Below are 24221 nucleotides of genomic sequence, written 5' to 3'. Positions count from 1 at the left end.
AAAATTTAAACAAATGTCAAAGCAAGTTCGTGTGCGTTTTGCACCAAGTCCCACTGGACCGTTACATATTGGCGGAGTTCGTACTGCCCTATTTAATTATTTATTTGCAAAAAAACATAACGGTGTTTTTTATCTAAGAATTGAAGATACAGATCAGACTCGTTTTGTTCCTGGTGCAGAGGCTTACATTATGGAAGCTCTTGAATGGTTAGGAATTGCTCCAGAAGAAACGGTTGGAAAAAATGAAAAATTTGGTCCATACAGACAAAGCGAACGTGCAGCTTTATACCAGCAATATGCAGATCAGTTGATAAATTCTGGTTGGGCATATTATGCTTTTGATACTCCTGAAGCTTTGGATGCACATAGAAAACAACACGAAGCTGAAGGAAAAACATTTATTTACAATCATCACAATCGTGAAAAACTAGATACATCATTGGTAATTTCTGCTGATGAAGTTGCTAAAAGAATTGCGAATGGAGAACATTATGTAATTCGTTTTAAAACTCCGGTTGATGAAACTTTACATTTGAAAGACATCATTCGTGGAGATGTGAAGTTTGAAACAAATCTTTTGGACGATAAAGTTCTTTTCAAAAGTGACGGAATGCCAACGTATCATTTAGCCAATATTGTAGATGATCATTTAATGGAAACTTCACATGTAATTCGTGGTGAAGAATGGTTGCCATCTATGCCACTTCACGTTTTATTGTACAAAGCATTTGGTTGGGAAGCTCCAGAATTTGCACACTTACCTTTGATTTTGAAACCAGTTGGAAATGGTAAATTATCAAAAAGAGATGGAGACAAAATGGGATTCCCAGTATTTCCATTAGAATGGAAAACTGAAGAAGGAATTTCATCTGGATATAGAGAAAAAGGATTTTTCCCAGAAGCAGTTATAAACTTCCTTGCTCTTTTAGGATGGAATGATGGAACTGATAAAGAACTATTTTCTTTAGAAGAATTAGCTGAATCTTTTGACTTGAATAGAGTTCACAAAGCTGGAGCAAAATTTGATCCAGAGAAAAACAAATGGTTCAACCACCAATATTTAGTAAAACAAAATGACGCAGATTTAGCAAAAACCTTCTCTCCTATTTTAGAAGAAAAAGGCATTGATGTTTCTAAATATGATCTAACTAGAATTGTTTCATTAATTAAAGAAAGAGCAAACTTTGTTTCTGAATTTTGGGATCTGACAGATTTCTTTTTCCAAGCGCCAACATCTTATGATGAGAAAGCAAGTAAAAATTGGAAAGAAGAAACTCCAACTTTAATGCAGGAACTGATTTCTGTTTTAGAAAATATCGAAGATTTTACTTCTGCAAATATTGAAACAATCGTGAAAGATTGGTTAACTAAAAACGAAATCGGAATGGGTAAAGTAATGCAACCTTTCCGTCTAAGTTTGGTTGGAGCACTTAAAGGTCCTCACCTATTTGACATTGTTGAAATTATTGGAAAAGAAGAAACTATTTCTAGAATTCAGAAAGCAATTTCTATTTTATAAAATATTTTACCATTAAGATATTAAGAAAATTAAACTCAACTTAATGGTAAAAAAAGGAAAGTTTCTTAAGTTCATAAAGCTTAATTGTCTTGATAAAGTTTTGACTTAATTATCTTAATGAATTTAATGGTTAAAAAAAACAAACGCTAAGAAACATCGACTAAATGTTCTTAGCGTTTTTTTAATGTTTTAAAATTTTAATTTAGAAGAATTTTCGTAATTTACCAGAATCATAAATATAAATTATATAACCATGAGTACAGCATTTATTATCTTTTTAGTATTGGCATTCTTCATTTTCATGTCGTCTTTCTTTACTGTAAAACAGCAATCGTCTGTTATTATCGAACGATTTGGAAAATTTCAGAGTGTAAGAAATTCAGGATTACAACTTAAAATTCCGTTGGTTGACAGATTGGCCGGACGTGTAAATCTTAAAATTCAGCAATTGGATGTTATCATTGAAACTAAAACTAGAGACAATGTTTTTATTAAAATGAAAGTTTCAGTTCAGTTCAAAGTAATCCAGGAAAAAGTATATGAAGCTTTTTATAAACTTGAATATCCGCACGATCAGATTACTTCTTACGTTTTTGATGTAGTTCGTGCCGAAGTTCCAAAACTAAAATTGGATGATGTTTTTGAAAGAAAAGATGATATCGCAGTTGCAGTAAAACGTGAATTGAACGAAGCAATGTCTACTTACGGATATGATATCATCAATACTTTGGTTACCGATATTGATCCAGACATCCAGGTAAAAAATGCGATGAATAGAATCAACGCCGCTGACAGAGAAAAAACTGCCGCCGAATTTGAAGCAGAAAGTTCAAGAATTAGAATCGTTGCAAAAGCAAAAGCCGAAGCAGAAAGTAAACGTTTACAAGGACAAGGTATTGCAGATCAACGTCGTGAAATTGCAAGAGGTCTTGTAGAAAGTGTTGAAGTTTTGAACCAAGTTGGAATCAATTCGCAAGAAGCTTCTGCCCTAATTGTAGTTACTCAGCATTATGATACTTTACAATCTATTGGATCTGATACAAACTCCAACTTAATTCTTCTTCCAAATTCTCCACAAGCTGGAAGCGATATGCTAAATAATATGGTTGCATCATTTACAGCTTCAAACCAAGTTGGCGAAATGATGAAAAAAGGAAATAAGAAAATTGAAAAACCAAAACCAACTCACAGACAATCAGGTTATGAAGATGACATTCAACCAGATGTTCAACAATAATTTTAAAATAAAAAAGAGGCTTAATCGCCTCTTTTTCTATTTATAAACCAACCGATTACATAAGGTAAAATGGTCTGTAGAATTTTTACATAAGAATTGGAAAAGTAATCCGTGTAAGATGAAATGAAACCATTTACAATATTTTGCGGAGTGATACTTTCCTTTGTTTTCTGAAAACTCAAAACCAATTTCTGATAATTGATTTCTTTCTCCAATTTCAAAATTTCTAGATCTCTTTCAATCTCAGCATACGATGAGTATTTTTTTCTTTCCATAATTAATCATTAAAAAAGATTTCTGAAAATTTCTCCAAAATTGGTCCTTCAACAAATTTGTCTTTTATAAAGAAAAGCAAAATAGTAATCACTAAATAGATACCTCCTACTGTCAAAAATCCGAGAGCATTACTTTCAAACAAAGAACCAAAAGCATACGCTGCGGCGAAAGAACCAAAAATCATCACCATACTGAAACACAATAAAATCAAAGTAAACTTAAAGATCAAAGTTGTTGATTTCATTGCAACTTTAAAACCCCAAAGTTTATAATAAGCTAAGTGACTATCAATATATTCTTTAGCCTGATCTTGAACTTTTTCGGTGTTTTCTTTTAATTCTTCAAAAGCCATATTTAAAATTTTAGATAAAAAAAAGCACAAAACTTTCTTATAAAAATAAGCAAGTAATGTGCTTTATAAAAATATTATTTCTGAAGTTTAGCGTTTTGAGCTTTTAACTCAGCCAATTTAGTTTCTAAAAAAGTAATTACTTCTTCAGTTTTATGGCTGACATTAGAAAGTAACTCATTCAAAGTTCCGTCAAGATTATGAGTAGCACTCGTAAATTTTTCACGAAGAACTTCAGAGCTCGCATCAAAAGAATCTTTCAGATTATGTTTAGCATCATCGATACCTTCCTTAATTTTTGCTCTTGTTTTTGATCCTTTATCTGGAGCAAATAAAATTCCAATTGCCGCTCCTGCAGCCGCTGCAGCCAAAATTGCTGCTGCTGTATTTAAATTCTTAGACATGATAGTTACAATTTAAAATTATTAATAAAGATACTCTTTTTTAAAATGATAAAACTTTGATTAATTGCAATTTACAAAAAATTAACAATCCTATTAATACACATAAGCCACTGCTTCGTACTTACCATCTGCTTTTTCAACAATGCTAACAAAAGGATAACCATTTGAAGCCGATTTAGATTTGATTCTCATAGCAGTCTGGTTCTGATTTGCAATTGGCGGTTCACCTTTTGTCCTTGTTGAGACTCCTGTAAAACTAGCTGCTTGTTTCAGCCCTATTGTTTTGTCTTGCGGAAGAACAGTTACCATTTTGTAATCATCTTTTGAATCAACTATTATTTTATCAGAAACTTTTTGAGTTTGTTTTGTTTCTTTATTTGTAATAGATGAAACTGCATATTTACTGATTTTGATTTCTTCAGAACTTCCGTTCAAAGAATAGTAAACAAAACTATTTTCAGATTTAATAAAATTTACATCAAGCTGTTCTCCGTTGTGTTTTGTAATTTGATGTGTTTGAGAAATTGCAACATTTGCAAATAATAATGCTAGTGTGAAATATAAAATTTTCATGATAATTAGATTTAAATTAAAAATTGTCAGACCTGAAATTTAAAAACTAAACTTTCACTCAAATTCAACATTATGGAATTTTGTACATTATGATACAATTTGAAAAAATATCTTTTACGGGAAATATTATCAAAATTACATCATAATAAAAATGAGAACATAAAATTGTCTTTTTAGGAAATCAGTTTTGAAAACCTATTGTAATAAAAATTACGAGTTTCTAAAAACAATAAATTTCAACTTAGATTCTTTTCGGCAAATTTTAATTTTTTACAAAAATCATCTCTGACTTTTGGTATTGAGTTAAAAATAGCAGTTTTATAAACAATTGTGTGTTAACAACCCGTTAAACTGACTAAAATAACAGTAAAAACTAAAATAAAGCTCTTAAATAAACGATTATCACAAAAACGAGTTATCTATCAAACACGTTTAAAAAATGCCTTAAAATTAATTTATGAAGGTTAAAATTAATATATAAAAACTATTATATTTAATAATTCAATCATTTTTATAAATAATAATTAAAAACTAAACTTTTAAAAAATCTATAATAAAAATTTATAAATAGAAAAACTAAAATAAAGGCTTTGTAAATAATTAAAAACTATTATATAATATCATTTAGTTAGTTTTATAAATAATAAATACAAACTAAATTTTAGACAATACTAATAATCAAAACTTATGGTTATAAAAATTAAAGTCAAAAATATAAAAAATAAGAAAAAACCTTAATTTTAGTTTTTTTAGAAGAAAACTGGAAGCAAAAAAGTAAAAAATAAAATAAAGAGTTTTAATGAATGAAAAGTAAAAAAAGGTCTTCTCTACTCGACTATTTTTTATTCTTCTTTAAAATTAAATTATGAAAGTTACTTTTAATATATAAAATAAATAAAAATATTAAAATTAATAGATTTTACTAATAATAGATAAAATATTAAAAATCGCACATTTTAAATAATTAAATTTTATTATTAAGGATTTAAAACAAAAATTAGACATAAAAAAAGTACAAAATCAAAATAAAGCTTTTTAATAGATTTAAAATAAAAAAATGAATTCCTTATCCAATAAAATTTTATTTTCGATTAAATTAAATTTATGAAAGTCAGTTTTAATCTATAAAAATTATAATATTTTACTTTTTAATAGTTAATCTATATAATAAAAAAAAGCGCTTATAAAAGCGCTTTTAATAAATTTATCTGATATTACTTCTTCACCATTTCAGAAAGAATTTCAATTTCTCTTTCAGAAGCATTTTTTGGTGGATTTGAATATAATTTCAAAATTTCATCATCAAATTGATTTTTGAAACTTTCACTTTCAATATCTCTTAAATTTAAAAGTGCTTTTGATCTAACATAAGTCGATTCACTTTTTAGAGACATTGAATATAATTTCTTAATATCTTCTTCTTCAAAATCTGTTGATTTCCAGTTTGAATATTTCAAAATAAACTGAGAAAACAACAGCGAAGCCTTATTATTGTTGATATTCTTCTTCAAAGAATTCTGTAAAAGAGAAAAAGTAGAGATATTTTTGAGGTTCTCCCCTATTGCACTTTCAATTGCAATTCTTTCTGGTTTAGTCTCAACTTTAAAATATTTGTTGATATCTTTCAAAGAATTATTGATGCTGTTTTCCTCTTTTTTTCCTTTTTCTTCCCAAGCATCTTTCAATCCTACAGTTTTGTTAAACACTAATTTTGAGGAAGTTGAATCTTTATCAACAGTAAAATATCCTAAACGTTGAAACTGAAATTTATCTTCATTTTGAGCCGTTGATAAACTTGGCTCAACATATCCAGTTACAATTTCTAATGAATTTGGATTCACAAAATCTAAGAAATTCTTTTCTTTATAACTGTCTGGAGCTTCATCTGTAAACAAACGATCGTACAAACGAACTTCTGCTTCTAATGCATGTTGAATAGAAACCCAATGTAATGTTCCCGATACTTTTCTTTGGCTTGCTTCTGTCCCACTTCCGCTTAAAGAATCAGTATCATACGTTACATGAATTTCTGTAATATTTCCGTTTTCATCTTTTATAACAGACTCACCTTTAATGATATAAGCATTTTTAAGACGAACTTCTTTTCCTAAAGTCAAACGGAAAAACTTAGCTGGAGCTTCTTCCAAAAAGTCTTCCCTTTCAATGTATAATTCACGAGAAAAAGGTACTTTTCTGAAACCAGCATTTTCATCTTCCTGATTATTTTCGGCTTCTAACCACTCTTCTTTTCCTTCTGGATAATTGGTAATTACCAATTTTACAGGATCTAAAACAGCCATTACACGAGGTGCAATTTTGTTCAAATCTTCACGAATACAGAATTCTAAAACCGATACATTGATCAAATTATCGCGTTTTGCAATACCAATTGTATTAGCAAAATTACGTAATGAAGCAGCTGTATAACCACGTCTTCTTAATCCAGAAATGGTTGACATTCTTGGATCATCCCAACCGTTAACATGCTTTTCTTTAACTAGTTGCTGTAATTTTCTTTTACTAACAACAGTATGTGATAAATTACGTCTAGCAAATTCTCTTTGCTTTGGACGCAGTTTATTTTCATCTAAAATTTGATCTAAAAACCAATCGTATAATTCACGGTGAGGCAAGAATTCTAGTGTACAAAATGAGTGAGAAATTTGCTCTAAATAATCACTTTGTCCGTGTGCCCAATCGTACATTGGATAGATTTTCCAAGCATCTCCCGTTCTATGGTGATGTTTGTGTAAAATTCTATACATGATAGGATCACGCATTAACATGTTTGTTGATTTCATGTCAATTTTTGCACGAAGAATATGAGTACCAGCCTCAAATTCACCATTTTTCATTCTTTCGAATAAATCTAAATTTTCTTCAACAGAACGATTTCTGTATGGGCTATCAGTTCCTGGAGTTGTTGGAGTTCCTTTCTGGATTGCCATTTCTTCAGAAGATTGACTGTCAACATAGGCTTTATCTTTCTTAATTAATAAAACTGCCCAATCGTATAATTGTTGGAAATAATCAGATGCGTAACATTCTTCAGCCCAAGTATATCCTAACCATTCCACATCTTTTTTAATAGCATCAACAAATTCCTGTTCTTCTTTTTCAGGGTTTGTATCATCAAAACGTAAATTCACAGGAGATTGATAATCAATTCCTAAACCAAAATTTAACGCAATAGAACTCGCGTGCCCAATATGTAAATAACCATTAGGTTCTGGTGGAAAACGAAAGCGAAGTTTAGTATTTGAAAGACCTGATTTTACGTCTTCCTCTATGATTTGTTCAATAAAATTGAGTGATTTCTCTTCTGATGCCATTATTTTATAGTAATTTTAGCAAAGATAAAAAAAAGGTTTCAGGTTTCAGGTTTAAAGTTATCTAACTGGCATAAAACCTGAAACTTTAAACGTGAAACAATACAAAAATGGGAGTTATAAAATTGAAAAATATCCGTACTTTTTCTTACCACGGATGTTTAATTGAAGAAGGAAAAATTGGATCTGATTATACTGTTGATCTAAAAATTAAAACCAATTTACAGAAATCGGCAGAAACAGATCATCTTTTAGACACTGTTGATTATGTTCATTTGAACAAAATTGTAGCTGAAGAAATGGCAATTCGTTCGCATTTATTAGAACATGTGGCCAAAAGAATCAATATTCGTGTACTGGCAGAGATAGAAATGGTAGAAAAAACAACAGTTTGGGTTTCTAAAATAAATCCGCCTATTGGTGGTGATGTTGAGTCAGTTACTATAAAAATGACGGAAATTAGAAAGTAATCTTTAAAATTAAAATCCTAAAATTTTAAAATAGTTACTATGAAACTTTTGAAATTTAAAGATTTTAGTTACTTTTGCCAACCGTTCAAGTAATGGCGTCGTGGCCGAGCGGCTAGGCTGGGCTCTGCAAAAGCTCCTACTCCGGTTCGAATCCGGACGATGCCTCAAAACCTTCAAAGCAATTTGAAGGTTTTTTTTATGTTTAATTTTTAGAAAAAATTAGATAAAGATTTATGTTCGAATCCAGACGATACCTTAAAATCTTCAAAGCAATTTGAAGTTTTTTTTATGTTTAATTTTTAAATTTTACAAGTAAACCCGACAGGTTTTAAAAACCTGTCGGGTTTGTTACTTTATGAAGATTATACACAATTTTGTCATTTCGGCGAAGGAGAAATCTCCACGAGAAGCTCTACAAAGATTGGATAATTGTTGCGGAGTTACTTGCGGAGATTTCTCCTTCGTCGAAATAACAAACTGTTGTCAACTTTGTCAAAGTTTGAAACTTTGACAAAGTTCAAAACTAACAGTTATAAACACAAAAAAACCTCTGAAATTCAGAGGTTTAATTTTATACTTTTGAGTTATTAACAACTACTTCTTCTCTATTCTTTCGAAAGCATTTTTAACCATTTCCTTTTCTTTTGGAAACCAACCTTGAACTACTAATGCAAATCCGAAGATCATTAAAACAACGCTAATTCCTTTTTTGATTTTAAGAATATTAGTTGGAGTCATTTTTGATTTTAACTGTTTGGCTAGTAAAATCTTAGCGCAATCAATTAATAAGTAAGTGATAATTACAGCAGTAAAAAATGTCATCATTCTTGAAGTCTGCATATCTAATTTTGGTCCGACAGAAATAATAACTGCAAGCCAAAAACCAAGAACACCAATGTTTATAACGTTTAATAAAAAACCCTTTACAAACAAACTGCCATAGTTTCTTTTCAGAATGTCACGGTCGATTTCTTCATCGTTTATTTTCTCTTCTTTCTTTAGCTTTACAAACGATATAATACCGTAAGTAAGCATAATTATTCCTCCAAAAATAAAAAGCGCTGGATCGTCTTTTAAACTAGAAATCAGTCTATAACTTCCAAGATAAGCGATCGCAATAAAGAAAATATCGCCCAATACTACGCCTAAATCAAATACAATTGCGGCTCTAAATCCTTTTGTTATACTGGTTTCTAATAAAACAAAAAATACCGGACCTACCATAAAACTAAGAACAAGTCCCCAAGGAAGTCCCGCTAGAATATCGTTAATCATCAATTACAACTTGTTATTTTACTTCTTCTATTTTACCACCAAAAACAGTTTTTTGGTTTATTTGCTTTGGTTTTCCATAAATGTAAATAGAGCCTCCAGCGCTCACTTTTGCATCGACAAGGGTAGAAGCATTAACATCTGCTTTTCCGCCCGCAGAAACGCTTACAGTAGTCTGAGATGTCTCTAATTTACTTGCTAGTAAATAGCCACCAGCTCCTAGACTCGCATCTTGATTTGCAGCTTTTCCAGTTAATGTAATTTTACCTCCAGAAACAGAGCTTACTTTTAGTTTATCAACATCGAGATCAACATTAATAAGACCGCCTTCCTGAGCGCTAACTTTAAAAGAAGTTGCTTTAATGGCTTCATCACTCTTCACTTCTGCTCCTTCATTGACATCAATCAATTCTATATGTTTGTAATATAGTGTTATATCAAGATCATTTCCAGAAAGAAGTTTTGGAAAAGGCATTCTTAATTTTAAAATTCCGTTTTTATTTACAGCCTCTACCTCTGCTTCTCTTGTTCCTTTTATAACAATTTTATTTTCAGATGACTGAACTAATTTTACGCTTAATTTATCAAATACTTTTACGGTATCAAAATCTCCTAACGCTTTGGTAACTTGACCAAAAGACATTTGTACAAATAAAATTGCTGCTCCTATAATTAGCTTTTTCATACTTTTATTTTTAAATTAATATTTATTCTGCTCTTCTTAAAAAGTGAAAATCAAGTTGTTTTTTCACTAAGTCAGCATTTTTTACTTTTACATAAATTTCATCTCCCAATTGCAATAAACGGTTTGAAGTAGCTCCAACCAAAGCATATTGTCTTTCATCAAAAGTATAGTAATCTTCTTTTATTTCTCTGATTCTTACCATTCCTTCGCATTTATTAGAAACGATTTCAACATAAATTCCCCATTCGGTAACACCAGAAATAACACCAAGGAATTCTTCGTACTGATGATCCTGCATGTATTTAACCTGCATGTATTTAATACTATCTCGCTCAGCATTTGTTGCTAAGTTTTCCATGTTTGAACAATGCAGACATTTCGTTTCATAAGTTTCTTCGTCTACAGAAGCTCCTCCGTCCAAATAATACTGCAGCAAACGGTGTACCATAACGTCTGGATAACGACGAATTGGCGAAGTGAAATGGCTATAATAATCAAAAGCTAAACCATAATGACCAATATTATCAGTCGAATATTTGGCTTTGCTCATACTTCTAATAGCAAGAGTATCAATAAGATTTTGTTCTTTCTTACCGTTTACTTCTTCCATCAAAGCGTTTATTGATTTTGCTATATCACCTTTTGTTCTAAAATCAATCTTATAACCAAACTTAGCAATTACAGTTTGCATTGCAACCAGTTTATCTTCATTTGGTTCGTCGTGAATACGGTAAACAAACGTTTTCTTTTGCTTACCAATATATTCTGCTACTTTTCTGTTAGCCAAAAGCATAAATTCTTCAATCAAATGATTCGCATCTTTTGATATTTTAAAATAAACGCCTTCTGGTTCTCCTTCTTCGTTAAGATTAAATTTCACTTCAACTTTATCAAAAGAAATAGCGCCTTGTTGCATTCTTTTCTTTCTTAAAATCTTAGCTAATTCATCTAGTTTTAAGGTTGCTTCCACAATTTCATCTGAAACCACATAAGATTCTCCAGTAATAGAAATATCAACTGGAATTGTATTATTTCCTTTTGTTTCAATAATATGCTGAGCCTCTTCGTAAGCAAAACGCTGATCTGAATAAATTACCGTTCTTCCAAACCATTGGTTAATAACTTGTGCAGTTGGAGAAACTTCAAATACAGCAGAAAAAGTATATTTCTCTTCATTTGGACGTAACGAACACGCAAAGTTAGACAATACTTCTGGAAGCATTGGCACTACTCTATCTACTAAATAAACTGAAGTAGCTCTTTGATATGCTTCATCATCCAAGATTGTTCCTTCTTCTAGATAATACGAAACATCGGCAATATGAATTCCTATTTCGAAATTTCCATTTTCTAACTTTTTGAAAGACAAGGCATCATCAAAATCTTTTGCATCTTTTGGATCTATCGTAAACGTTAGCGTATCACGCATATCACGACGCTTTGCAATCTCAGATTCCTGAATCGAAGTATCTAGTTTTTGTGCAAAAACTTCTACTTCAACAGGAAAATCTGCTGGCAATCCGTATTCTGCTAAAATAGCATGAATTTCAGTATTATGTTCTCCAGGTTTTCCTAAAACTCGAATTACAGATCCAAACGGACTATCGGCTCTTTTTGGCCAGTCTTCAATCTTAACCAAAACAACATCACCGTTTTCTGCTTCACCAATTTTATCTTTAGGGATAAAAATATCGGTATACATTTTAGGGTTTGCAGTCGAAACAAAAGCAAAGTTGGGTTGCATATCAATTACACCTACAAACTCTGTTTTATCTCTTTCTATAACTTCAATTACTTCACCTTCAGGTCTTTTTCCTTTTCTTCTATTATAAACGTAGACTTTAACTTTATCTTTATCTAACGCACGATTCAAATTATTGGTCGGAATAAAAACATCTTCTTCAAATTCATCACAAATAAAATATGCCGTTTTTCTGCTCGTCATATCTATCGTTCCTTCGTAGTAATCCTGGCTTATTGCTTTTACTAAGTATTTTCCAGGTTCAGTTTCTATAATCTTTTTTTGAGCTGCCAGTATTTTTAAATCTTTTATAATCTGGTTTCTGCTTTTAGTATCGTCTAATTCAAGCTTTGCTCCTATCTGTTTATAATTGAATGGTTTATTAGCATTTTGCGATAAAATCTTAAGTATTTTTCCAGAGAAATCTTTCTCTTTTTTTATCGGCTTTCTAATTTTCTTACTCATATATCTTTTCTTATAAGGTTTAAAATTACAAATAAGAAATCAGATTATAGATTTTAACAATTAGAATTATTAAAATTATAACTTTTCGTACATTTACAAAAACAGCCTTTATGGAAAGCTTTCAAACCATCGCCGTATTCAATTCTCAGCACGAAACAGTGGTTCTCAAACACTTACTGGAACAAGAAGGAATCCCTTATTTTTTTGAAAACGAAATGACACTTTCTGTCGTTCCTTTATACTCAGCTGCACTGGGCGGAATCAAACTCAAAGTGCATCCAAACGATTTCGAGGAAGTTCAGCAAATTCTGGACAATCTCAACAATCCTCTCAAAATCGTCTGAAACAAAATTCAAAAACAAATTCAAATCAAGAGTAAAATTCAAATTAAATTTTTTTTTTCCTTTTCAACCTTTTTTAGTTTTCAACATATATTAAATACAACAAAAAAGATTTTTAAAAATTTAAAAAAATTTGTTGGTTATTATAGTGTGTTAATATGTCGAATAAATTTATTTTTAAAAGTATTGAAATGAAGTTTCTCTTAGTTATTCTGAGTTATCAACATAGTTATTTTTAGTTAAAATACTTATTTATAAGACTTTTTGTATTTTAATTAACAACGGTTGACAACCAAAATTGAATTCATTTTGTAGATAAGTTGATATGTTGATTTCTGTTGAAAATGGTATTTTTGATATTGATAACTTTTCCAAAAATTCACGAAACTTTTCTTGCATATTTAAATCCAGTTTTGGATTAAGCATTTTTTCGAAACAACCAAAAAAAACTTCTAATTTTCTTTTCGAACTTATTAACATTTTCTGTTAACTTAAAGTTAATTGAATATCAAGCAATTACAAACTGCTATTAACACCTCAAAATTTTAACAAATATTCTGTTTATTCTTCATTGATTGTGAGATAGTTATAGACTTATTAAAATTGTTAATAACTGATAAGGTTTTGACAGTAAGATAGTTGTAAAATGAGAGTTTTCGTAACGAATTTATGAATGTATATTAATTATAAATTGGTTTGTTGATATAGTATCTATAAAGAAAAAAATTTGTGAAAATTAGCCTAATTCGTGGCGAACATCTATTTATTAAGTAAATTTGCATAACACAACTTAATAGTATAGAAAAATGAAAATTTCGATAGGAAACGACCACGCAGGACCAAAATATAAAAAAGCAATTGTTGAAATGCTTAAAGCTAGAGGATATGAGGTAACGAATTACGGAACAGATACTGATGCTTCTGTAGATTATCCAGATTTCGGGCATCCAGTTGCCAATGATGTATCTGAAGGAAAAGCAGATTTTGGAATCGTAATCTGCGGAAGTGGTAACGGAATTGCAATGACTGTTAATAAACACCCGAAAGTGAGAGCTGGATTATGCTGGACTAAAGAAATTGCGTATTTAACACGTTTACACAATGATGCCAATATTGTGAGTATTCCAGCGAGATTTACATCTATTCATCAAGCTGTTGAAATCGTTGAAACTTTCCTTGATACAGCGTTTGAAGGCGGAAGGCATCAAAATAGAGTGAACAAAATTGCTTGTTCTTAAAAAGTCAAAAAAAATTCGGTGCTTCGCACCTATTATAAATAAAACACACCGGGCCGATTTTTAAATTTGTCCGGTTTTTTATTTAAATTTCTGTAATTCAGTTATTTAAGTTTGTATAAAAACAGTAGTTTTCGAGTTATCAACAATGTTAATATCTACTTTTTGTAATTTAATAAGGCAATTATAAGCGCTACTTGAATTATCAAAATCAGAACAAACTTTACAATAAAAGAAGTTTTGCTCGTTTTATGTTTAAATAATAACATTGCTGTTAATAACCCTGGAGTTCCGCCGATAAGTTGCAGAAAGAATAACGTATTTTCGGGAATTCGTCTTTTATTTTTTCTAGCCCTATTTTTATCATAACCAGCGAGAATAAAAACAAGTATGTTAACAATTAAAAAATAGAGTAAAAAAATTTTCATAGGCTTAAAATTAGAAACAAAGATATTCTTTTAGTGTCAATGAATATAAGCAGTGATATTGAAGAAAGCTTTTAAATTAGTAAAAAATGCGAGATTTTGAGAGAATCTCGCGTTTTTTACTAATTTAGCATAAAAAAGTTATATGTTAGAAAATCCACCTATAACGAAATATGACAATAATACTATAAACCTGCTTACTCAGCTCACATTGTCGGGTGAATTGAAGGAAATCAATGATGAATATTTATATTGGGATAAAATTAAATATAAAACAAAATCTATTGATCCTGAACAATATTGGAATGCTGTTAAATTGTCGCGATCATTAAATAGACAAAATATTTCATTCGGAACATATTCTTTTAATTTCAATGTAACAGATTATATTCTTAGACTTTTGCATCATTTTGATTTGCATATTGGAGGAAATTTGGGAAGTAATATAGGTATAACTGATACAGATAAAAATAAATTTCTGATAAGTTCAATAATGGAAGAAGCGATTTCGAGTAGTCAAATGGAAGGAGCAATTACCACCAGAAAGGCTGCTAAAGAAATGATTCAAAAAGAACGCAAACCAAAAAATAAATCAGAGCAAATGATTATGAATAATTATTTCACAATGAGATATATTGTTCAACATAAAAATGATCGTTTAACACCAGAAAATCTTCTATATATTCATAAACTTATATCTAACAATACATTAGAAGATGCCGAAGACGAAGGTAAATATAGAGAAAATGATGATATTTACGTCGTAAATTATTCAAATAGTGAAGTCGTACACACACCTCCAAAAAATGAAGAGATACAAAAACTAATTAGCGATTTATGTTTGTTTTTTAATGAAGAGCAAAAAACTTTTATACATCCTATTATTAAAGGAATTATAATTCATTTTATGGTAGGCTGGATACATCCTTTTTCTGATGGAAATGGCAGAACAGCACGTGCTTTATTTTATTGGTATATGCTAAAAAATGGCTATTGGCTCACAGAGTATTTAACAATTTCAACAATTATTAAGGATACAAAAGGACAATATGAAAAAGCTTTTTTGTATTCAGAAATTGATCAAAATGATCTTACTTACTTTATTACTTATCATATAAAAACAATGGAGAAAGCATTTACAGCTTTGAAGGAATATATTGGTAGAAAACAAAATGAAGTAATTCAAGCTGCAAAATTTATTAAAATACCAAATGTTAATGAACGACAAGCACAAATTTTAAAAATTTTAAATGAAGATTCAGATAGAGTTTTGAGCAGTAAAGAAATAGAAAATAGATTTGGAATTTCAAATTTTACAGCCAGAACAGATTTAAATAATCTTGAAAATTTAGGATTTTTAGAAAAGATTCAAGTTAATAAAATAAAACACAATTTTATTAAATCTAAACAGTTTAATAAAATTTTAAAATCTTATAAATTGTAAAAATTGCGAGATTCTCGATAAATCTCGCAATTTTTACATCTTTTAAAAAAAACAAAATAAAATGACTAATATTCAATTCATTGCCAAGTCTGTTCAGGCACCCGCTGTCAGCATTCAAAACACAGTAAAATTATTAGAAGAAGATTGTACGATTCCGTTTATTTCGCGTTACCGAAAAGACGCTACCGGAAATCTTGATGAAACTGTAATTGAGCAGATTGCAAAACTTCAAAAAGATTACGATACCCTTATAAAGCGTAAAGAAGCAGTTTTAAAATCGATTGAAGAGCAAAAGGCGCTTACGCCAGATTTGAAGAAAAAAATTGAAGATAGTTTTGATTTACAGGAAATCGAAGATTTTTATCTTCCATACAAAAAGAAGAAAAAAACAAAAGCCGATGTTGCTCGCGAATTTGGTTTAGAACCACTAGCAAAACTGATTATATCTGAAAGTGATGCTGATATCGATTTTCTTTCTACACAGTACATTAATGAAAATGTTATTAACGAAGAAGCTGCTATTCAAGGCGCAAGAGATATTGTAGCAGAATGGATTAACGAAAACATCTACGTTCGTAAACAATTAAGAAGATTGTTTCAACGCAAAGCAACGATCACTACAAAAGTGGTTAAAAAGAAAGCCGAAGAAGAAGGCGCACAAAAATTTAACCAATATTTTGATTGGGAAGAGCCTTTAACAAAAGCGCCGGCGCACCGTTTATTGGCAATGTTACGCGCAGAAAATGAAGGTTTTATCAAAATGAAAATCGATGTTGATATTGATGATGCTTACGACGTTATTGACGAAATCATTATTAAAAAACAAAATAATACTACAGCTCATTTGCAATTAGCAATTGAAGATAGTTACAAACGTTTATTGAATCCAGCAATTGGAAATGAAACTCTGCAGGAAGCAAAAGCAAAAGCAGATGCGAATTCAATCCAGGTTTTTGCAAACAATTTAGGTCAATTGTTATTAGCTCCGCCGTTGGGAGAAAAACGTATTTTGGCAATTGATCCTGGATTTAGAAGCGGTTGTAAAGTAGTTTGTCTGGACGAAAAAGGCGATTTACTATACAACGAGACCATTTATCCGCACGCACCTCAAAATGAGGAATCAATGGCGATAAAAAAAATCCGTTCGATGGTAAATGCGTATCAAATTGATGCCATTTCTATCGGAAACGGAACTGCTTCTCGCGAAACTGAATTTTTCATCAAAAAAATCGCGTTCGATAAACCAGTACAAGTTTTTATTGTTTCAGAAGCAGGAGCTTCGGTTTATTCGGCATCAAAAATTGCGAGAGAAGAATTTCCGAATTATGATGTAACGGTTCGTGGTTCTGTTTCTATTGGGCGACGACTTTCAGATCCGTTGGCCGAATTGGTAAAAATCGATCCGAAAGCGATTGGAGTAGGGCAGTATCAACACGATGTTGACCAAACGAAACTTAAAGAAGAATTGGACAGCACTGTAATTCGTTGCGTAAACTCGGTTGGAATTAACATCAATACAGCAAGCAAACATTTACTAAGTTACGTGAGTGGAATCGGGGAGAAGCTGGCTGAAAACATTGTACAATACCGTTCTGAAAACGGACCTTTTGAAGATAGAAAACAGCTTAAAAAAGTTCCCCGTTTAGGAGACAAGGCTTATCAGCAGGGAGCGGCATTTATTAGAATTACAAATGCTAAAAATCCGCTGGATAATTCGGCGGTGCATCCAGAGGCTTATCCAGTTGTTGAAAAGATGGCGAAGGATCTGAATATTTCCTTGAATGAATTAATTGCAAATAAAGAGAAAACGGCACTTATTAAAGCTGAAAAGTATGTAACACCAGAAATTGGTTTGCTTACGCTGAAAGATATCATTAAAGAGCTTGAAAAGCCGGGATTAGATCCTAGAAAGTCGGCTAAGGTTTTTGAATTTGATGCAAACGTAAAATCAATTAAAGATGTGAAAACTGGAATGATATTACCAGGAATTGTAAACAACATTACCAATTTTGGCTGTTTTGTTGACATCGGAATCAAAGAAAGCGGTTTAGTGCATATTTCGCAGTTAAAAGCTGGTTTTGTAAGCGACGTAAACGAAGTGGTAAAATTACATCAGCATGTTGATGTGAAAGTAACTGAGGTTGATGAAGATAGAAAGAGAATTCAGCTGACGATGGTGCTTTAAGAAAATTTCTAATTTTTGAAATTCTAAATTCTGGAATTTTTAGATAAAAAAAACTCACAAATTGTGATCTGCAATTTGTGAGTTTTTTATTTCTATTTTACTGATATTAATACTTGCGAAATAATATATTTGTAGGAAATTTTAAACCCCAAGTTATGAAAAAAAGTATTTTAATTTTAATTACCCTTTTATTCTCCTCTATCGGCCACGCCAATTTTTACAAAGTTATTTTGTACATGGAAGATGGAACAAAAAAAACAGGTCTTGCTGAATTGGTAAAGAGCGAAGACTCTAAAATAACTTTCAAAACAGATGAAAGCGCTAAAAAAGAAAAAATAGCAAGCATAGAAGTAAAGAAAATAGAATATTTTGATGAAGAAGAATGCATCACAACAGTAGAAGCATTGTATGCAACGACAGCAAACATTTTGACAGGAAAATTTTCGAAATCTAAAAAGAAATTATGGTTTAATGTTATTTATAACAAGGATGTTAAAATCGGCGTTATTCGTGATGCGGGAACTATAAGGCCAAATGCTGGAGGAACCAGTACAATTGTAAGTTCATCGAGTAGTTCGTATTTTTTTGGAAATAAAAACAGTGATGCTTTGGTTTTTGGATATTTTACAACTGCCAATACCGTGGGAGCAATAGGAACAGAATCGCTTTTAAGAAAAATGTCAAGAGAAGCTTTTTCAGATTGTCCAAAGCTTATAGAGGCGATTGCAAAAGAAGATTTTAAACTTCAAACTTTGTTAGAACAATTGGTTACAATTTTCGAAAAAGTTAAATGCAAATAATAATAAATAGAAACTCCCAAACTACAATTCGTAATTTGGGAGTTTTTATTTTAAAAAACAATTTCTGAAAACACCAAAATAAATGTAGCCAATAGGTCAAGAGGCATTTATTTTGTAAAAATATCCAATACGAAAAGGCATCACGAAAAGCAAGTTTTTCATATCTAAAATTTGGGATTCTACAAATAGGAATTTTTCGATATAAAAAAATCCCAAACTACAATTGTAATTTGGGACTTAATAATTTTTTCGAATTTCTTATTTTGTTTCTTCTTCTTGTTTTTTAGAAGCAGCAGGTTGATCGTCTTTAGCAGCGTTTTTAAATTCCTTAATTCCACTTCCTAAACCTTTCATTAATTCTGGAATTTTTTTACCTCCAAAAAGTAATATCACAATACCTACGATAACAAGGATTTCTGTAAGACCTAATCTTCCCATGACTAATATATTTAATGCCGAAGCAAATTGTTTTTCTTAATTATTCCGCAAAGGTATATAGAAATATACGAAATAGAAGTATTTTTAGTTTAAAATATTTGTATCAGACCGCGTTAAATATTTTATAAAATCGTAAATTATAGCTCATCATGAAATTTATTGAATAAATATCATGATGATTAATTATTATATTTGCTAGCATAAAGAAGGATAATGAATAAAAAAAAGAAAAAGAATTTTAGAAAAAAACTGTTCATTAAAAACCGATTAGTAATTTTAAATGAAGACACTTTTGAAGAGATATTTTCTTTTAGGCTTACTTTAATGAATGTCTTTGTAACGTTTACTTTGGGAGGAATATTTCTAATTTTGGTTACTACTTTTATCATTGCTTTTACACCCCTTCGCGAATTTATTCCTGGATATTCTTCGACAGAATTGAAAAGAAATGCTACAAGACTAGCAATAAAATCGGATTCTTTAGAAACGGCTTTAAAACAGAATGAAATTTATATAAAAGGAATTCAGAAAGTTTTGAAGGGAGAATTGGAATATTCAAAATTTAATAAAGATTCTATATTAGCAGAATCGGTTGAGGATGCTTCAGATGTAAATATAAAAGCATCTGACGCTGAAATAAAACTGAGAGAAGATGTAGCTGAAACTGAAAAAGAGCTGAAGGCAAAATCTCAGGACAAAAAGAAAAGTGATAAAAAATAATACCACTGAAAATGTCAATTAAGTCAATTTCGGCAAAAATATTTGCCAAAAATATATACAATCAGACACTTAAATGGGCCAATAAACCTGTTGAAACACAACAAAAAGTTTTTAAAAGTTTGATTGAAAATGCTCAAAATACCAAATTTGGAAAAGACCATCATTTTGAACAAATAAAAAGTTTTGAAGATTTTCAGAAACACGTTCCTGTTAGAGATTATGAAGATTTAAAATCTTACATAGAAAAGATAGTAAAAGGAGAAGCGGATATTCTCTGGAAAGGAAAACCTTTATATTTTGCTAAAACTTCTGGAACAACTTCTGGCGCAAAATTTATCCCGCTTACCAAAGAATCGATGCCTTATCATATTGAAGCAGCTCGAAATGCAATTCTGCATTATATTCATGAAACAGGAAATGCTGATTTTGTCGATGGAAAAATGATTTTTTTGCAAGGAAGTCCAATTCTGACAGAGAAGTACGGAATTAAATTTGGACGACTTTCTGGAATTGTAGCGCATTTTGTTCCTAAATATCTGCAGAAAAACCGAATGCCATCTTGGGAAACCAATTGCATTGAAGATTGGGAAACCAAGGTAGATGCTATTGTCGATGAGACTATAAAAGAAGATATGTCGGTTATCTCTGGAATTCCGTCTTGGGTTCAGATGTATTTCGAACGTTTGGAACATAAAAGCGGCGGAAAAAAGATTGGCGAAATATTCAAAAATTTCAATTTGTTTATTTACGGAGGTGTTAATTACGAACCGTATCGTGCCAAATTTGAAAACATGATCGGCAGAAAAGTTGACAGTATAGAATTGTTTCCTGCCTCTGAAGGATTTTTTGCTTATCAGGATTCACAAAAAGAAAAAGGGATGCTGTTGCTATTGAATTCAGGTATTTTCTATGAGTTTATAAAAGCGGATGAGTTCTTTGAAGAAAATCCAAAAGTGTTGACAATTGGAGAGGTTGAAGTAGGAGTGAACTATGTTTTGATAATTTCTACCAATGCAGGGCTGTGGCGTTATAATATCGGAGATACCGTTCAATTCACTTCTTTGGCTCCATATCGTGTTATAGTTTCTGGACGTATTAAACATTATATTTCGGCTTTTGGAGAACACGTTATCGCCAATGAAGTCGAAAATGCGATGAAAGAAGCCGTAAATTCGACTAATATCGTAATCAATGAGTTTACTGTGGCGCCTCAGATAAATCCATCAAACGGACTTCCGTATCACGAGTGGTTGATAGAATTTGAGAAAGAACCCGAAAACATGGAAGTTTTTGCCGAAACTATTGACAATTCAATGCGTAAGCAGAATATTTATTATGACGATTTAATTACCGGAAATGTCTTAAGAAAAGTAGTGATCACTAAAGTTTCTAAAAACGGATTTCAAGATTACATGAAATCGCAAGGAAAATTGGGCGGACAGAATAAAATTCCGAGATTATCGAATGATAGAAATATTGCTGATAATTTGAAGTAGGATGTAGCTTTTTTAAAATAACCGTCTAACAATTTGTTAAATGGAAATTCATTAAAGTTATATATATAATTCCTACTTTCGTTTATTGAAATATTCACGTCTTCTTTACAAATGAAGATGATTTTTAAAAATAAAAAGACATGAAAGAAACTAAACATATATCAAGATCTAGAGCGCAGGAATCTTCTGCTGCGATAGAAAAAATGTACATTACAATGCGTCATTTATTCAACCGTGGTTTTTATAAACCAATGGGAGTTTCTGGCGATAGCTTACGTGAATCATTATTGGCTTTACGTCCAGAAATTTATGGAAATATCGCCGAAGAAAAAGTAGAGTTAAACGGGCTTTTGTACGTTATTGAACGTCTTCCAATCGGAATTGAACAATGCCGATTTATCAATTTAACTTCAGACGAAGGATACTCTAAATCGCATTTTCAGCCGATTGTTCCTCCAAAAAGAAGAAGAAACTGCTACAGAATTGACGAAGAACAGATGAATGTTGAAATCACTCGTGGACGTTCAGACATTTACGATATTTTGACGCATTTGACTTTCATTTTTATCGAATCGCATAAAATTAAAAATAGAGTTTTAATAGATGATGGAGGAGAAGTTTCGCGTGATTGGCAGAAATTAGAGCAAGCCGTTATGCAGACTAAAAAGCTTTCTCAAGTTGAAAAAGAAAAAGCAATTTCTCACGTTGCCAATATTTTAGCAAGAACTTTTGAGGAAGTTTTAGATATTTACGATGCTTTTGGTTCAGAAAATGCACCAGATCGTTTCCTACACGTTATTTATTGGTTAGGAAAATTAGCGATAGAAGAGATTGTTGAAAACAACAAACGTACGATCACTTTTAGTCCAGTTTTACGTGAAAGATTAGGACACCATATTCATGGAGAAATCTGGGCAACAAATATTAAAGAAGTTTTAAAAGCAAACGATTTGCTGAAAAGACCAATTCACGTAATTAGTGCCAATATGCACAGTGTCATGAATTCGATTTTTGCGACACCTTTGCTGAAAACAAAATATAAAGGAAAAACAGATTTCTTTATTTATGAAGAATTAAGCAGTTCAGGATCAAAAGAAATTAGAGGTCAAGTAGAAGAATTGGCTTTAAAAAATGGAATGATCTCGTTGCCAGATTGTTCAGGAACGAATATCGATGTTCAAATTTTTGACACAGCTAAAATTGATTGGTCAAAAACAGCTTTTTCGCATGCTAATGTAGGCGAAGATAAACCTGTTATTATCGTGATGGATTATGCTTTTGGAGAGCAGGCTTACGAAACTATTGACGAGCTTTTGAAACCATTTAAAAAAGAAACTTTACTAAATGTAAAATCGGTTTCTATTATGGGTAAAGCCGGAATTCTAGAAGGCGGAAAAGGAGATATCATGATTCCGTCTGCGCATATCAACGAAGGAACGGCAGATAATTATTTCTTCGAAAATGAATTGACAGGTGCAATGTTTGAAGGAAATGATATAGATATTTATGAAGGAGCAATGGTAACCGTTCTTGGAACTTCACTACAAAATAGAGATTTATTAAAGTTTTTCCATGAATCGACTTGGGGCGTAATTGGCCTTGAAATGGAAGGATCTTATTATCAAAAAGCCATTCAGTCAGCATCTAAAATTAGAAAAAGCGTTCCACACGATATTAAAGTTCGCTATGCTTATTATGCTTCAGATAATCCGCTGGAAACAGGAAGTACATTGGCCTCAGGCGGATTGGGAACAACAGGAGTAAAACCAACGTATTTAATTACAATTAAGATTCTAGAGCAGATTTTCAACATCAAATAAAAATCATAAATGAGTACAAAAGTACCGCAGGATAATTCAGAACAGGAGATTGATATTTTTCAGCTTTCTAAAAGCATTGGCAGTTTTTTTGATCGAATTAATGCCATGATTTTTAAATCTATTCATTTCTTTGTTCGCAATTGGATTATCGTTTTAATTTTGGCTGTTGCAGGTTTTGGAATTGGCTGGTATTTAGATGCAAATAAAAAATCATTTGAAAATCAGGTTATTGTAACTCCAAATTTTGGAAGCGTAGATTATCTTTATTCTAAAATAGATTTGATCGAATCTAAAATTATTGCAGGAGATACTGCTTTCTTAAAAAACGTAGTTGGAATTCAAAATCCAAAATCAATAAAAAAAATCGAAATTAAGCCTATTGCCGATGTTTATAAGTTTATTGAAGACAAAGAGCAGAATTTCGAGCTGATTAAATTAATGGCTGAGGTTGGCGAAGTCAAAAAAGTTCTAGAAGACAACGTAACAAGTAAAAACTACACTTTTCATTCAATATCTTTTGTAACCAACAAAATTACGGAAGAAAAAGATATCGTAAAGCCGTTGTTAAAATACTTAAACAGTTCTGAATATTTTAAGGAGCTTCAAAAAATTGGATACAAAAACTTACAGCAACAAATTGTTCAAAACGATACTATTATTGCTCAAATTGACCAAGTTTTAAACGGATTTTCGAATACGGTAAAAAACAGTTCAAGAAACGATAAATTAGTGTATTATAATGAAAATACGCAGCTTAATGACATCATTAAAACAAAGCAGTATTTGATTATTGATCAGGGAAAAAACAGATTAAAACTTATGAATTATGATAAAACGATTAAGGAAATAAATGCGATTTTAAATATCAATAATACTAAAATTACGAACGGGAATTTTAAACTTATGCTTCCGATATTTTTTCTTTTTCTCTTTGTTTTAATTCATTTATTTCTAAAGTTTTATCGCAGCCAGCTTTTGAAAGCTCAGGTTAAATAAT

At 30.9% G+C, this 24221-nt stretch carries 23 protein-coding genes and 1 tRNA gene; 14 read left to right on the top strand and 10 right to left on the bottom strand.

Going from position 1 to position 24221, the window contains the following annotated elements; translation table 11 throughout:
• Positions 1-13 precede the first annotated feature (13 nt).
• Positions 14-1519, top strand: coding sequence for a glutamate--tRNA ligase (gene gltX, locus AAYQ05_RS01700; protein WP_343540728.1), 1506 nt, complete (start codon positions 14-16; stop codon positions 1517-1519).
• A gap of 253 nt (positions 1520-1772) precedes the next feature.
• On the top strand, positions 1773-2756 hold the full coding sequence (locus AAYQ05_RS01695; RefSeq protein ID WP_343540727.1) for an SPFH domain-containing protein: 984 nt from the start codon (positions 1773-1775) through the stop codon (positions 2754-2756).
• A gap of 20 nt (positions 2757-2776) precedes the next feature.
• Here AAYQ05_RS01695 and AAYQ05_RS01690 read toward each other — a convergent pair whose 3' ends face one another.
• From AAYQ05_RS01690 to AAYQ05_RS01670, 5 genes are all read right to left on the bottom strand, one after another.
• The gene (locus AAYQ05_RS01690) at positions 2777-3031 is read right to left on the bottom strand and encodes a DUF6327 family protein (RefSeq protein ID WP_177211520.1); all 255 of its coding nucleotides are present in this window, start codon (positions 3029-3031) and stop codon (positions 2777-2779) included.
• A 2-nt stretch (positions 3032-3033) separates the two neighbouring features.
• Positions 3034-3384, bottom strand: coding sequence for a competence protein (locus AAYQ05_RS01685; RefSeq protein ID WP_111422884.1), 351 nt, complete (start codon positions 3382-3384; stop codon positions 3034-3036).
• 74 nt (positions 3385-3458) lie between these two features.
• Positions 3459-3785 (bottom strand): YtxH domain-containing protein, encoded by a 327-nt coding sequence (locus tag AAYQ05_RS01680; protein WP_111378726.1) that lies wholly within the window; start codon positions 3783-3785, stop codon positions 3459-3461.
• Positions 3786-3878: 93 nt separating this feature from the next.
• Positions 3879-4358 carry a hypothetical protein gene (locus tag AAYQ05_RS01675; protein ID WP_343540725.1) on the bottom strand — a complete coding sequence of 160 codons (480 nt, stop codon included), beginning with the start codon at positions 4356-4358 and terminating at the stop codon, positions 3879-3881.
• Between the two features lie 1214 nt (positions 4359-5572).
• The gene (locus AAYQ05_RS01670) at positions 5573-7690 is read right to left on the bottom strand and encodes a glutamine--tRNA ligase/YqeY domain fusion protein (protein WP_343540724.1); all 2118 of its coding nucleotides are present in this window, start codon (positions 7688-7690) and stop codon (positions 5573-5575) included.
• 107 nt (positions 7691-7797) lie between these two features.
• Here AAYQ05_RS01670 and folB point away from each other — a divergent pair, with 107 nt between their 5' ends.
• Entirely contained in the window at positions 7798-8157 is a 360-nt protein-coding gene (folB, locus tag AAYQ05_RS01665) for a dihydroneopterin aldolase (RefSeq protein ID WP_177211517.1), read from the top strand.
• Positions 8158-8251: 94 nt separating this feature from the next.
• Positions 8252-8322: transfer RNA gene (locus AAYQ05_RS01660), tRNA-Cys, on the top strand.
• 429 nt (positions 8323-8751) lie between these two features.
• On the opposite strand, the gene AAYQ05_RS01655 is transcribed toward AAYQ05_RS01660, so the two are convergent.
• From AAYQ05_RS01655 to rnr, 3 genes are read right to left on the bottom strand one after another with little or no spacing between them, the layout of a single operon-like run.
• Positions 8752-9432: a LysE family translocator gene (locus AAYQ05_RS01655; protein ID WP_281634359.1), complete on the bottom strand. Its 681-nt coding sequence runs from the start codon at positions 9430-9432 to the stop codon at positions 8752-8754.
• A 13-nt stretch (positions 9433-9445) separates the two neighbouring features.
• Positions 9446-10114, bottom strand: coding sequence for a head GIN domain-containing protein (locus AAYQ05_RS01650; protein ID WP_343540722.1), 669 nt, complete (start codon positions 10112-10114; stop codon positions 9446-9448).
• A gap of 22 nt (positions 10115-10136) precedes the next feature.
• Complete coding sequence (gene rnr, locus AAYQ05_RS01645; RefSeq protein ID WP_343540721.1) at positions 10137-12320, bottom strand: ribonuclease R; 2184 nt, start codon at positions 12318-12320, stop codon at positions 10137-10139.
• A gap of 110 nt (positions 12321-12430) precedes the next feature.
• On the opposite strand from rnr, the gene AAYQ05_RS01640 reads away from it, so the two are divergent.
• Together AAYQ05_RS01640 and rpiB are read left to right on the top strand one after the other, a co-directional pair.
• Complete coding sequence (locus AAYQ05_RS01640) at positions 12431-12664, top strand: putative signal transducing protein (protein WP_343540719.1); 234 nt, start codon at positions 12431-12433, stop codon at positions 12662-12664.
• Between the two features lie 803 nt (positions 12665-13467).
• Positions 13468-13899: a ribose 5-phosphate isomerase B gene (gene rpiB / locus AAYQ05_RS01635; protein ID WP_343540717.1), complete on the top strand. Its 432-nt coding sequence runs from the start codon at positions 13468-13470 to the stop codon at positions 13897-13899.
• A 155-nt stretch (positions 13900-14054) separates the two neighbouring features.
• Here the strand turns inward: rpiB and AAYQ05_RS01630 are convergent, their stop codons facing one another.
• Entirely contained in the window at positions 14055-14324 is a 270-nt protein-coding gene (locus tag AAYQ05_RS01630) for a DUF1294 domain-containing protein (RefSeq protein WP_343540715.1), read from the bottom strand.
• Positions 14325-14466: 142 nt separating this feature from the next.
• Here AAYQ05_RS01630 and AAYQ05_RS01625 point away from each other — a divergent pair, with 142 nt between their 5' ends.
• The 4 genes from AAYQ05_RS01625 to AAYQ05_RS21870 all read left to right on the top strand — a co-directional run bounded on the left by AAYQ05_RS01625 (position 14467) and on the right by AAYQ05_RS21870 (position 18918).
• The gene (locus AAYQ05_RS01625) at positions 14467-15765 is read left to right on the top strand and encodes a Fic family protein (protein ID WP_343540713.1); all 1299 of its coding nucleotides are present in this window, start codon (positions 14467-14469) and stop codon (positions 15763-15765) included.
• A gap of 61 nt (positions 15766-15826) precedes the next feature.
• Positions 15827-17950, top strand: a complete 2124-nt coding sequence (locus tag AAYQ05_RS01620) for a Tex family protein (RefSeq protein WP_343540712.1) — start codon at positions 15827-15829, stop codon at positions 17948-17950.
• A 155-nt stretch (positions 17951-18105) separates the two neighbouring features.
• Positions 18106-18750, top strand: coding sequence for a hypothetical protein (locus AAYQ05_RS01615; protein WP_343540710.1), 645 nt, complete (start codon positions 18106-18108; stop codon positions 18748-18750).
• A gap of 60 nt (positions 18751-18810) precedes the next feature.
• Positions 18811-18918: a T9SS type A sorting domain-containing protein gene (locus AAYQ05_RS21870; RefSeq protein ID WP_496118556.1), complete on the top strand. Its 108-nt coding sequence runs from the start codon at positions 18811-18813 to the stop codon at positions 18916-18918.
• Positions 18919-19008: 90 nt separating this feature from the next.
• On the opposite strand, the gene AAYQ05_RS01610 is transcribed toward AAYQ05_RS21870, so the two are convergent.
• A complete protein-coding gene (locus AAYQ05_RS01610) occupies positions 19009-19188 on the bottom strand; it encodes a Sec-independent protein translocase subunit TatA/TatB (RefSeq protein WP_008465789.1) in 180 nt (59 codons plus the stop codon).
• A 213-nt stretch (positions 19189-19401) separates the two neighbouring features.
• Here AAYQ05_RS01610 and AAYQ05_RS01605 point away from each other — a divergent pair, with 213 nt between their 5' ends.
• The 4 genes from AAYQ05_RS01605 (at position 19402) to AAYQ05_RS01590 (ending at position 24220) form a co-directional block, all read left to right on the top strand.
• Positions 19402-19908, top strand: a complete 507-nt coding sequence (locus tag AAYQ05_RS01605) for a peptidase (RefSeq protein WP_343540709.1) — start codon at positions 19402-19404, stop codon at positions 19906-19908.
• Positions 19909-19919: 11 nt separating this feature from the next.
• Positions 19920-21404: a GH3 auxin-responsive promoter family protein gene (locus tag AAYQ05_RS01600; protein ID WP_343540708.1), complete on the top strand. Its 1485-nt coding sequence runs from the start codon at positions 19920-19922 to the stop codon at positions 21402-21404.
• 140 nt (positions 21405-21544) lie between these two features.
• Positions 21545-23224 (top strand): DUF6909 family protein, encoded by a 1680-nt coding sequence (locus tag AAYQ05_RS01595; protein WP_177211508.1) that lies wholly within the window; start codon positions 21545-21547, stop codon positions 23222-23224.
• 9 nt (positions 23225-23233) lie between these two features.
• The gene (locus tag AAYQ05_RS01590) at positions 23234-24220 is read left to right on the top strand and encodes a hypothetical protein (protein WP_343540707.1); all 987 of its coding nucleotides are present in this window, start codon (positions 23234-23236) and stop codon (positions 24218-24220) included.
• The last annotated feature ends 1 nt before the right edge of the window (position 24221 follow it).

This window comes from Flavobacterium movens, assembly GCF_039581425.1.
Classification (GTDB): domain Bacteria; phylum Bacteroidota; class Bacteroidia; order Flavobacteriales; family Flavobacteriaceae; genus Flavobacterium; species Flavobacterium luteolum.
This window is presented reverse-complemented; position numbering and strand designations above follow the sequence as displayed.